Here is an 11,270-nt window from a genome sequence, read left to right as displayed (position 1 = left end):
GGCCTAAAGGTTTTGCTCCCTGGCCCTGCTTTCTCCTTGGGGGTGAGGGAATGACCCTGATTCAGCCTGATGGCCACGGCACTAACTGGCTTGGGCCAGCCCTTCCTCAGAGGGATCCCTGCCTTCCAGGCGACAAAACAGTTGCCGCATGAGCAGCTCCCGTTGGCCAAGAGACAGGTGAGGGGCAAGGGTGCCGGGAAAGTGGGGCATGGCGAGGGTGACACGATCCAACAGGTCGGCGCGGCGATGTCTCTGTTGAATAGCCCAAGCCCGTTCCAGAAGGTTTTGGGCTGCTTCTGGCGCTAATCCCGCTTGCTCCGATAACCACGCTGCCAGTTGTTCCAAATCGGGGTCGAAGCGCAGCCGGTACATGTAGATCAACATGCCGATCCCGATCACCAAGCCCAAGCCACTGGCTACATAGGCGGCTTTGATGGAAGTTCCCGGCAGATAGGCCACCGCCGACACGCGCAAGATTTCGTAAGGGATGCGAATCAAGCTGTAGCCGACCACATACGTCCAAACCCAAGTGCCATCCTTAAGCTTGGGGAATCGCCAGAACATCCCCATCAACAGAGCAAACAGGGCCAGATTGAGGATGCTCTCGTAGAAAAAGATCGGGTGGAAAAACTCAAACTGGCTGTATTCCGGCTCGCGAGCTTGGGGAGGAATGTACACCCGCAGCGGCCAAGGGCTGTCCGGGGGAATAGGGGCACCATAGGCCTCAGAGTTGAAAAAGTTGCCCCAGCGCCCGATGGCTTGGCCCAAAATCAACCCCGGCGTGAGCACATCGGCGTACTTCCAGCCGTTGATCCCGGTGGTGCGGCAATAGAGGTAAAGGGCAAGCGCGCCGGCCAACACCCCACCGTGGATGATGAGACCCCCCTGCCAAATGGCAAAGGCCGAGAGGGGGTTGTCTTGGAACTCTGACCAGTGGGTGAGGACGTAGTAGAGGCGGGCGCCCAGAAACCCAGATATTACCAACCACAGGGCCAGTAGCTCCACTCGTTCACTGGCTTTGCCAGGCTCTTTCTCTAGATGACGAGATTCTGCCAACGCTTTGGTCAAGATCAAGCCGACCAACACGGCCACTGCCATCAATAGGCCATACCAGCGTAGGCCCAGCCCTCCCACCAGCGGGGTGCCGGGGGGAAAGCGGAAGACAAATTCTCCAGGTGAGCTGAAGGTAAGGCCCAACAGCCCTGCACTCCATAGGTTCATCGACAACACGCTCTGCACCCCAAAATTGCTCAACTCAGTTCCACCAGTCGGCCTTATCAACCTCACCCGCTTGGGTTAGCGGGACGGAGTTCCTTCCGGGCTCTTCTCCCCTATCCCCGGCAGCCATTCACAGGCTCCAACAGGGATCCATTCTCCCCGATCCTGAAGCAGCGCCAGTCCTCGTTCCCGGTTGACCCGATCCTACAGGCCCGTCACGGACAAGATTCCACCCTAGAGCCCATACCTTTACCAAAAAGCTAGGTCCAAAGCCCTGCCCTTCCAGGACGGCTTTTGCCCTGTTAGACCTGCGATAAGATACACCCACGCTGGTCAGAGATGCCAAACTCCTCAAGGCCACTCCAGCGCAGTACCAAGCCTTGGATGACGGAGTACACCGGCCAAGTGGTGGGGCTGGATGGGGGCGACAGCAGTGGGCAAGCTGTGCCGTGTCTCCAGTCTTTGCGTTGTACCGAAAGGAGATGGAGGATGTCAACTGGACAGGGGTGTGGATCCCGGATGGGTTGCAGTTGGTATCCATTGCTCCTGAGGCCAAGGCGGTGATGCAACACTGTTATGGCGGCTACACCACCAACCTGACTCTGGAGGAGTTCATCCGCCCCGAAAACTACCTGGTTCATACCCTGGAAGGACAACCGCTCCCGGTAGGGCCGGTGCGCACTTTGATCCCTCACCCATATGCCTGGAGTTTCCCCCCTGAGATCAGCTGGGCTTTTGGGGGAGCAACGGCTACTACATGGGCGGTGAACCCTGGGCCGAAGAACGCTACAGCAATCTATAGAGGCTCTGAAATTTTGCGCTCCTTTAGCAGGGATCCCTCGAAGTTCTTTGCCGCTATCTGCCGTTTTGGCCGCAAACTGAAGAGAGCACCTTGGTTGCCGTTGCTGCGAACGCCTGAGGTGCCTGTGTCTTTAGATCTCAAAGAAAGCTTAAATAGCAAAGCTCAAAAGATCCATTGGACTCCATTCCGCTTACGCAAACACTAGAAATCATGGGATCCCGTTCACCGCGTCCAGCCCGGCCTATCCGTTCCGGCCGCTATCCGGCCAAAGAGCTGTGCAGCCAGTGCGGCCTCTGCGATACCCGCTACGTGGCCCACGTCAAAGAAGCCTGTGCCTTCTTGGACCAGCAACTGACCCAGTTGGAAGAACAGACCCACGGGCGATCCCGGGAATCGCTGCGCTCAGGATCCCTTGCCGTCACTGATACCGATTACTTCGGTGTCTACGAGGCGATGTACACAGCCCGCAAGCGGGATCCGATCCCGGGGGCCCAGTGGACGGGCATTGTCAGCAGCATTGGCATGAAGGCCCTCACCACTGGCTTGGTGGAAGGGGTGGTGTGCGTGCAGGCGGATGAGCGGGATCGCTTTCAGCCACGGCCCATCCTGGCCCGTACCCCCGAAGCGGTCTGGGCGGCGCGAGTTAACAAGCCAACTCTTTCTCCCAACTTGTCTGTGTTGGAGCAGGTGGAGCAAAGCGGCCTCAAGCGCCTATTGGTGATCGGGGTGGGCTGCCAAATTCAGGCTTTGCGGGCGGTGGAAAAAAAACTGGGCCTAGAGAAGCTGTATGTGTTGGGCACGCCTTGTGTGGACAATGTCAGTCGCGCCGGGCTGCAAAAGTTTCTAGAAACCACCAGCCGCTCCCCACAGACGGTGGTGCACTACGAGTTTATGCAAGACTTCCACATCCACTTCAAACACGAAGATGGCTCGGTGGAAAAGGTGCCCTTCTTCGGCCTCAAGACCAAAGAACTCAAGGACGTGTTTGCCCCCTCCTGCCTCAGTTGTTTTGACTATGTGAATGCTCTGGCGGATCTGGTGGTGGGCTACATGGGATCCCCCTTGGGCTGGCAGTGGCTGCTGGTGCGCAATCAGCGGGGGCAAGAGCTGCTGGACTTGGTTTGGGAAGAGCTGGAAACCCAACCGGTGATCTCCCAGGGATCCCGGAGGGCGGCAGTGCAACAGGGGATCCCAGCCTACGATCAAGCCCTGACCCTACCGATGTGGTTGGCCCAGATCATGGGGGCGGTGATCGAGCGGTTTGGGCCACGCGGTTTGGAATATGCCCGTTTTTCCATCGATTCCCACTTCACCCGTAACTACCTCTATGTGCGCCGCCACTATCCGCACAAGCTAGAGCAGCACGTGCCCCCCTTTGCCCGGCGGATTGTGGAGCAGTACCAACTCCCGCAAGACTGAGGCTCAGCAGTAGCGGATCCCGGCTTCCGCCCAGCGATCGATGGCCTGCCCCATGCGCTCGCAATCGGCAATCAAGCTAATCCGCACGTAGCCTTCTCCCCCTTCTCCAAAGGCGCTGCCGGGAGTCACCACCACCCCGGTGGACTCTAAAACCCGTAGGGCAAACTCTGTTGATCCCTCGGGGGTGCCATCAGCAGTGCGAGGGGTAGGGATCCAGAGATACATCGTCGCCCGTGGCGGCTCGATCCGCCAGCCCAACTCCGCTAGGCGGCCGATCAGATAGTCGCGCCGGCAGCGGTAGCGCTCTTGTACCTGCTCCAGGTAGCTATCCGGCAGGCGCAGGGCAGTTTCGGCGGCCTTTTGGATGGCGGCAAAAATGCCGTAGTCGAGATTGGTTTTCAGGGTGCGCAAGCTCTGGATGATCTGGCGATTACCCACCACAAATCCCACCCGCCAACCGGCCATGTTGTAGGTTTTGGAAAGGGTGTGGAACTCCACTGCCAAGTCCTTGGCGCCTGGGATCTGCAGCAGGCTGGTGGGCCGGTAGCCGTCAAAAGCCAACTCGGCATAGCACAGGTCGTGCACCAGGATGAGATCGTAGCGGCGGGCAAACTCCACCACCTCCTCAAAAAAAGAGCGGGGCGCAACTGCCGCCGTCGGGTTGTTGGGGTAGTTAAAGTAGAGCACCCGCGCTTGCTGGGCCACTTCCAGCGGTATTTCTTGCAGATCGATCAACCACCCCTTCTGCGGGCGCAGCATCATCGGGTAGATCTGCCCGCCGGCAATCATGGGGCCGCGAAAATGGGCTGGATAGGCAGGGCTGGGCACCAACACCAGATCTCCGGGATCCACATAGGCCAGAGCCAGGTGGGTCAGCCCCTCTTTGGATCCCAGCAAAGGCAGCGCCTCTCCATTGGGATCCAGCTCCACCCCGTAGCGGCGCCAGTACCAATCCGTGATCGCCTGGCGGAAGCTGGCCGTGCCCTCAAAGGGCGGGTAGCCGTGGTGGGCGGGATCCGCAATGGCCGCCTGCGCCGCCTCCACCACCGGCTGTGGGGTGGGACCATCGGGGTTGCCCATGCCCAGATCGATCAAATCCAACCCCTGCTGGCGGGCGCGGGCCTTCAGCTCATCCAAGCGGGCGAAGACATAGGCGGGCAGCTTGTTCAGCCGCTGGGCGGGAACGAGAGCGCGGTTCATGGCAAGAATGGGGAAGGGGCACAGCCGGTGCCTGATGGGAGGATAGGTACCTAACTTACCGCCAGACCTGCATCCAAAGCAATGATCGAGATTGGCGGCTTTGGGCATCCGGGATCCCGAACAGCTAGGATAGATATCCCAAGTTATCGACGAGCCAACAGTGCCCCTACCTCTTGTGGCCATTGTGGGTCGCCCCAACGTGGGCAAATCTACCCTCGTCAACCGCATGGCGGGGGTGCGTTCGGCCATTGTGCACGATGAGCCCGGCGTGACCCGGGATCGCCTGTACCAGGAGGTGGAGTGGAACGGGCGCCGCTTGCGGGTGGTGGACACCGGCGGCCTGGTTTTTGGCGACGACAGCGAATTTCTGCCCCACATTCGCCAGCAAGCGATGGCAGCCATGGCCGAGGCGCAGGCCGTGATCTTCGTGGTGGATGGCCGAGAGGGACTGACACCCGCCGATGTAGAAGTGGCCGATTGGCTGCGCAAACAACCCCTGCCGGTGGTGGTGGCCGTAAACAAGTGCGAGTCGGGGCAGATGGGCCTGGCTCAGGCAGCAGCCTTTTGGGAGCTGGGGCTGGGGGATCCGATCCCCTGTTCCGGCATCCATGGCAATGGGGTAGCCGAGCTGTTGGAGGCGGTGCTGGCTCACTTGCCCGAAGTGACCGCAGAAGCCGCAGGCGAGCCAGATCCCATCGCCGTCTCGATTGTGGGACGGCCCAACGTCGGCAAATCCAGCCTGCTCAACCGCCTGGTAGGATCCGAGCGGGCCATCGTCAGCCCCATTTCCGGCACCACCCGCGATGCCATCGACACCGTGGTCACCTGGGAAGGGCAGCCCTATCGCCTCATCGATACCGCCGGCATCCGCAAAAAAAACCGCGTGCAGTACGGCATTGAGTTCTTCAGCATCAACCGGGCCTTCAAGGCCATCCAGCGCTCGGATGCAGTGCTGCTGGTGATCGATGCTTTGGAGGGGGTTACCGAACAGGATCAGAGGCTGGCCGGGCGCATCGAAGAAGAGGGCCGCGCCTGCGTTGTCGTCGTCAACAAGTGGGATGCAGTAGAAAACAAAGATACCCACACCATCAACGAGTTCACCCGCGAGATTCGCGACAGGCTTTACTTTATTGAATGGGCGCCGCTCCTGTTTGTCAGCGCCCTCACTGGGCAACGCACCCACAAAATCTTTGAGCAGGTGAATACCGTGGTGGCCGCCCACCGCAAACGGGTTCCCACCGCTGTGGTCAACGAAGTGCTCCAGGATGCTCTTGCCTGGCAATCGCCCCCCACCAACCGCCAGGGCAAGCAGGGCAGAATTTACTACGGCACCCAGGTGGCGGATCGGCCCCCCACCTTTGTTCTGTTTGTCAACGATCCCGATTTGTTTAAGGATAACTACCGCCGCTTCCTGGAAAAGCACTTCCGGCAAAACCTGGACTTTACCGGTACCCCCATTCGCTTTCTCTGGCGCGGCAAATCCGAGCGCTTGGTTGGGCGGGCGGTGCGAAAATTGGAGAGATCCCTGACCTCTCGTTAGGCCCTCTGGTCTACTGAAAGCCTATGGCTGTGGATCCCAACGTCAAAACCCTGGTTGACAACCGTCGCGCCCGCTTCGAGTACGACATCTTGGAGACCTATGAGGCCGGGATCCAACTGACCGGCACAGAGGTGAAATCGATACGAGCGGGCAAAGCCAACCTGCAAGACGCTTTTGCCCTCTTTCGGGATGGGGAAGCATGGCTGCACAATCTGCACATCTCCCCCCATGACACCGCCAGCAAAGTGTTTAACCACGACCCTACCCGCCGCCGCAAGTTGCTGCTGCACCGCCGCGAGATCGACCGCCTACGGGGCTTGGTGGAACAAAAGGGCCTGACCGTGGTTCCCCTCAAGCTGGTGCTCAACCGCGGCTGGATCAAAGCCCATCTGGGCGTAGCCCGTGGCAAAAAGCTCCACGACAAGCGGCAGGCAATCAAAGAGCGGCAAACCCAGCGGGAGATTCAGCGGGAACTGAAGGAACGATAAATTTCTCCCTGAGCCCCTGCTGGCTTCCACGTCGTTTGCCAAGCGCCTTTTTGTATTCTCAGATACAGCGATCTGCAGCGGGATCCCGATGATGGATGTAGTCTTCCGGCTTTGGATCCCTGTTCTGTTGGAGCTGCCTGTGAACTGGAATCTTACCCGCGCTTTTTCTCCCTCGAGAGGCTGGGCTATTGGCCTGGCAGTCGCCGCTCTACTGGGATCCACCCCCACAACAGCGCAAGAGACCTTCAAAGTGGGCATGGTGCTGGTGGGGCCGATGCAGGATGGCGGCTGGAGCCAGGCCCATGTGGAGGGCAGCGAATATGTCAAGGCCAAGTTGCCCGGCCTCCAGTTTGACTACCTGGACAAGGTGAACCCAGCGGATCGGCCCAATGTGCGCGCCTCTCAGGTGGCGGATGACATGATCGCCCGAGGGGCCAAGGTTATCATCTTTACTTCTGATGACCACAAAGACGACGCGATTGAAACGGCCCGCAAGCATCCCGAGATTGCGGTTATCCATGCTTCTGGGGACATGGCCTGGAAGGAGGGGAAAAATTACATCGATCTGCCCAACTTGGCCAACATCATGCCCCAGATGGAAGCGATGCGCATGGTGGCTGGCTGTGCTGCAGCCCTGGGCTCCGAAACCGGCAAAATTGGCCTGTTGGGGCCTCTGATCAACGACGAAACCCGCCGTTACGCTGCTGCTGCTTACTTGGGGGCCAAATACTGCTGGGAAACTTACCGAGATCGTCCTGAAGAGTTGCAGTTCCGGGTGACCTGGATTGGCTTCTGGTTCAACATTCCAGGGGTTACTTTGGATCCAAGCAAGGTTGCCGATGACTTTTACAACAGCGGCTTTGATGTGGTGATGTCGGGGTTGGATACGCCGGAGGCGGCGGTGCAAGGCAAGCGGGCTGCTGAGGTCGGAAAGCGAGTGCGCTACACCCACTACGGCCTGGCCAGCGGTTGCAACTTCGCGCCCGAAATTTGCCTGGGGGTTTCCTACTACAACTGGGGGCCAGGATACAAGCAATTGATCGAGGCAGCTCGCGCGGGCACCTTCGAGAGCCAATTCCTGCGTCCGCCCATCGACTGGTCGGATATCAACAACCCGGACACGTCTTCGGCAGGGTTCATCATGGGAGAAGCCCTGGAGCCAGAAGATAGGGCTAAGTTGGAGGAGTTCATCGCCGGCTTGGGGAATGGCAGCATTCAGCTCTTCAAGGGGCCGCTCAACTTCCAAGATGGCACGCCCTTCTTGGCTGAGGGAGATGTGGCCAGCGAGGTCGAGATTTGGTATCTGGGCCAGTTGCTAGAGGGCATGGAGGGAGCCAGCAATTAGGAGAAAATGTTTCATGCTCCGGGTAGGGGGAAGAACCGGTCGGTTTCTTTCACCCGCTGACACCAGGCTCGGATCTGAGGAAAGGGCTTGAGGTCAAACCCACCCTGCTCCGCCACATGGGTGTAGGTGAAAAGGGCGAGATCGGCGATGGTGTAGCGGTTGCCCACAAAAAATGCTTTCCCCTGCAGGTGGCCTTCCATGATCTCCAAGGCCTCTGTTCCAGATTTCAAGTTCTGGGCGATCGCGTCAGCATGGGCCTCTGCTTGGCCGGCCCGCACCCAGAAGCGAGTGGTGGCGATGTAGCGGGCAATGCGGGTTTGTTCAAAAAGCAACCACTTCAAAATCTCGGCCCGTTCCAACTTGTTTTGGCCGTAGAGGGGGGTGTCTTCTGCCAGGTAGACCAAGATCGCGGCGGACTCGGCCAAGACCGTTCCATCTTCCAGTTCCAAAGCCGGGATCTGGCCCAGGGGGTTTTTGGCCAGGTACTCGGGGCGGCGGTTTTCTCCGGCCCTGGAGTTGACTTCAACCGTCTCATAGGGGATCCCCAATTGCTTGAGGAGCAATTCCACTTTGTAGCAATTTCCGGAGGTTGGGATCCCGTACAGTCGCAACATTGTGGTTAACCTCAGCCCAAAGCACCTTACAAAGAACTTCGTCCTAACAACGCCAACGGCAACCCAATCAACAAAAACCCTCTGTCCCTAACACTTCTTTAGCAGCTTTGTTCTTCCAACTCCTGCATCTGCCGGCGGTATTCCCGCCCAAAGGCTTGCAGCAACCCTTCTGCATGGGAAAGAGGCCCTGCTTCATAGGCACGGGATCCCACCCCTTGCTGGGTGAGCTCGCACAGGTGCCAATCCTGTCGGTTGGTGCGATCCCACAATTCCACCACCTCGCTGGGATCAAAACCATCCAGCGCCAAGGTCTCCGGCTCAAACAGCCAATCGCAGACAACCCGCGTCCGGTCGGATCCCTGGGGCCACAGAGTGTGGGTCATGACATAGTCCGGCTGCAGGCTCAAGAATAGATTGGGCATAAGGGTGTAGTAGTAGGCCCGCCGTTGGTTTTCTCCGCGCACGGTGGAGATCAGGGGCAAGCTGCGTTGGCCACTCATGTTTAGGCTGGTCACATCTGGATTGAGCAACATGTAGCCGCCCAAAAAGGGGCCTTCCATCAAGTCGTTGCGACCACTGCGAGCCGGCGAAAGGCGGGCCAATTCTGGGTGAATGAGCGGGCAGTGGTAGCACTCAGAGTAGTTTTCAAACAGCAATTTCCAATTGGCTTGAACGTGGTATTCAATACGATGGCCTCGCCGCAGAGCGGACAGGTTCCACTCTCGGAAGCGGCCTTGCAATGGGGCAAAAACCTCGTCGAAGGGCTGAGGATTGCGGCTGAGGTTGACCCAGACGAAGCCTTCCCATTCTGCCAAGGCAGCGGAGTGGAGGGGATAATCTTCACGGCGAAAGTCTTCCACCTCGTGCATCTGGGGAGCCGCCAACAATTGTCCATCCAGCCCATAGCGCCAGGCGTGGTAGGGGCAAGGGATCCCATCGGCAAAATGGCCTTGGAGCTCGCTGCAGAGTCGGGTTCCTCGATGGCGACAGTGGTTGAAGAAGGCATGGGCTTGCCCCTTGGGATCCCGTACCAGGATCAGGCTTTCTCTGAGCACCTGCACCTGCAAAAAGTCTCCGGGTTGGGCCAGATCGGCACTGCGCCCCACGCAGAACCACTGCCGATAAAAAATCTGCTCAATCTCCGCCTCAAAGCGGCTGGAGGAGACGTAGTAGTGGCCCGGCAGGGTGCGGGCGCCCGGTTGAACAGTAGCGGGATAGAAAGCGGTCATGGGGCAAAGCAGCGATAAGAAAAACTGCTGTGGGACTCCAGAGGCTTTGCTATCCAAGCTAACGCAGGGATCCCATCCGGCATCTATTCCAAGCAGATCCAAGGCATTTTTAAGGCATTTTTGAAGCATTCCCCCCAAGCACGCTGTGCTGCTCGCGCAAATACCCCAGTCTCCTACCCACAAGGGGAGAGGGGGGCATAAGAACTCCGTCCTGCTGACGCAAATGGCTTATTCCCGCTAGGGGGGCGTAGCGCTGTAGCCCAAGTCGCGCAGAAGGTGCTCAGAGCGCCGCCAGTGGGGCCGCACCTTGACAAACAGCTCCAGGTACACCTTGCCCAGGATCAGCTTTTGAATCTGCAGGCGGGCTGCCTGGCCGATCTGCTTGAGCCTTTCCCCCCCTTTGCCAATGAGGATCCCCTTTTGCGAGTCCCGCTCTACATAGAGGGTGGCCAAGATGCGGGTGACGTTGGGGGTTTCTTCCACCTGGTCGATGGTCACGGCCACGGAATGGGGCACTTCCTCGCGGGTCTGCAGCAGCACCTGTTCTCGGATCAGCTCCGCCATGATGAACCGCTCCGGCTGATCCGTCACCAGATCCGGCGGGTAGTAGTAGGGGCCGGTGGGCAGCAGATCGATGGTGGCTTGGATCAGGGGTGTCAAACTGCTGGGATCCAAGGCAGACACCCAAACGACAGGAGCGCCGGGGCGCAGGGCTTGGTAGCTCTCTTGGTGAGCTTGGCGCACGGCAGCATCCCGAGGAAGCAGATCCGCTTTGTTGCAGACGATCAGGCAGGGGGAAGCAGCAGGGATCCGCTCGGCAATAAAAGCATCCCCGCGTCCTGCCGGCACCGATCCATCCACCACGAAGAGGATCACGTCCACAGCGGCAATGGCTGCCTGGGCGTTGTGTACCAAGATTTCCCCCAGGCGGTGGTGGGGTTTGTGGATGCCAGGGGTATCCACCCAGATGATCTGGGCTTGGGGTAGGGAGAGGATCCCCTGCAGGCGGTTGCGGGTGGTCTGGGCCACGGGAGAGGTGATGGCAATCTTTTGTCCCACCAGGGCGTTGAGTAGGGTGGACTTGCCCACATTGGGCCGCCCGATCAGCCCCACAAACCCCGACTTAAACCCTGGCGGGGCAGCCGGGATCGCAGACAGTTCCCCACTGCTGACACGACCGGGCGCCGATTCCCCTTCTGCTGCAGCAGCGGAGGACTCTGTCCCGCCGTCGCCAATGGATCCCTGTCCCTCAGGGGAGGGATCCCTCCCGTCTGAAGGAGAATAGGGATGTCCGGCGCTGATACATTTACGCTGAACACTGCTGAACATCACTGTTCAACTACGCAGCGATAGCATTCTGTTTGTTTCCAAACAGAATGGCGGTATCCCGCAAAGCTTTGAGTAGAATACCCAAA

General features: G+C 59.1%; 10 protein-coding genes. 5 read left to right on the top strand and 5 right to left on the bottom strand.

Translation table 11 applies throughout. From position 1 onward, the window contains the following. Positions 1 to 81: 81 nt before the first annotated feature. A complete protein-coding gene (gene lgt, locus NW837_RS00875) occupies positions 82 to 1,221 on the bottom strand; it encodes a prolipoprotein diacylglyceryl transferase (protein WP_414328843.1) in 1,140 nt (379 codons plus the stop codon). A 446-nt stretch (positions 1,222 to 1,667) separates the two neighbouring features. On the opposite strand from lgt, the gene NW837_RS00870 reads away from it, so the two are divergent. Next, a complete protein-coding gene (locus NW837_RS00870; protein ID WP_414328842.1) occupies positions 1,668 to 2,225 on the top strand; it encodes a molybdopterin-dependent oxidoreductase in 558 nt (185 codons plus the stop codon). A gap of 5 nt (positions 2,226 to 2,230) precedes the next feature. Next, a complete protein-coding gene (locus NW837_RS00865; RefSeq protein ID WP_414328841.1) occupies positions 2,231 to 3,439 on the top strand; it encodes a Coenzyme F420 hydrogenase/dehydrogenase, beta subunit C-terminal domain in 1,209 nt (402 codons plus the stop codon). A 3-nt stretch (positions 3,440 to 3,442) separates the two neighbouring features. On the opposite strand, the gene NW837_RS00860 is transcribed toward NW837_RS00865, so the two are convergent. Continuing rightward, positions 3,443 to 4,639, bottom strand: a complete 1,197-nt coding sequence (locus tag NW837_RS00860) for an aspartate aminotransferase (protein WP_414328840.1) — start codon at positions 4,637 to 4,639, stop codon at positions 3,443 to 3,445. Positions 4,640 to 4,799: 160 nt separating this feature from the next. Between NW837_RS00860 and der the strand changes: the two genes are divergently transcribed. The 3 genes from der to NW837_RS00845 all read left to right on the top strand — a co-directional run bounded on the left by der (position 4,800) and on the right by NW837_RS00845 (position 8,012). Continuing rightward, the gene (gene der, locus NW837_RS00855) at positions 4,800 to 6,179 is read left to right on the top strand and encodes a ribosome biogenesis GTPase Der (RefSeq protein WP_011432890.1); all 1,380 of its coding nucleotides are present in this window, start codon (positions 4,800 to 4,802) and stop codon (positions 6,177 to 6,179) included. A gap of 23 nt (positions 6,180 to 6,202) precedes the next feature. Next, positions 6,203 to 6,667, top strand: coding sequence for an SsrA-binding protein SmpB (gene smpB, locus NW837_RS00850; protein ID WP_011432891.1), 465 nt, complete (start codon positions 6,203 to 6,205; stop codon positions 6,665 to 6,667). Between the two features lie 88 nt (positions 6,668 to 6,755). Continuing rightward, positions 6,756 to 8,012, top strand: a complete 1,257-nt coding sequence (locus NW837_RS00845) for a BMP family lipoprotein (RefSeq protein WP_414328839.1) — start codon at positions 6,756 to 6,758, stop codon at positions 8,010 to 8,012. Between the two features lie 11 nt (positions 8,013 to 8,023). On the opposite strand, the gene NW837_RS00840 is transcribed toward NW837_RS00845, so the two are convergent. The 3 genes from NW837_RS00840 to era all read right to left on the bottom strand — a co-directional run bounded on the left by NW837_RS00840 (position 8,024) and on the right by era (position 11,184). Next, positions 8,024 to 8,626, bottom strand: coding sequence for a glutathione S-transferase family protein (locus tag NW837_RS00840; RefSeq protein ID WP_414328838.1), 603 nt, complete (start codon positions 8,624 to 8,626; stop codon positions 8,024 to 8,026). 98 nt (positions 8,627 to 8,724) lie between these two features. Then, on the bottom strand, positions 8,725 to 9,855 hold the full coding sequence (locus tag NW837_RS00835) for an aromatic ring-hydroxylating oxygenase subunit alpha (RefSeq protein ID WP_414328837.1): 1,131 nt from the start codon (positions 9,853 to 9,855) through the stop codon (positions 8,725 to 8,727). Positions 9,856 to 10,092: 237 nt separating this feature from the next. Next, a complete protein-coding gene (gene era / locus NW837_RS00830) occupies positions 10,093 to 11,184 on the bottom strand; it encodes a GTPase Era (RefSeq protein WP_414328836.1) in 1,092 nt (363 codons plus the stop codon). Positions 11,185 to 11,270: the final 86 nt, after the last annotated feature.

The organism is Synechococcus sp. R6-10, assembly GCF_047461815.1.
Taxonomy (GTDB): domain Bacteria; phylum Cyanobacteriota; class Cyanobacteriia; order Thermostichales; family Thermostichaceae; genus Thermostichus.
The sequence above is the reverse complement of the archived record's forward strand: the minus strand, read 5'-3'. Positions and strand labels throughout refer to the sequence as shown.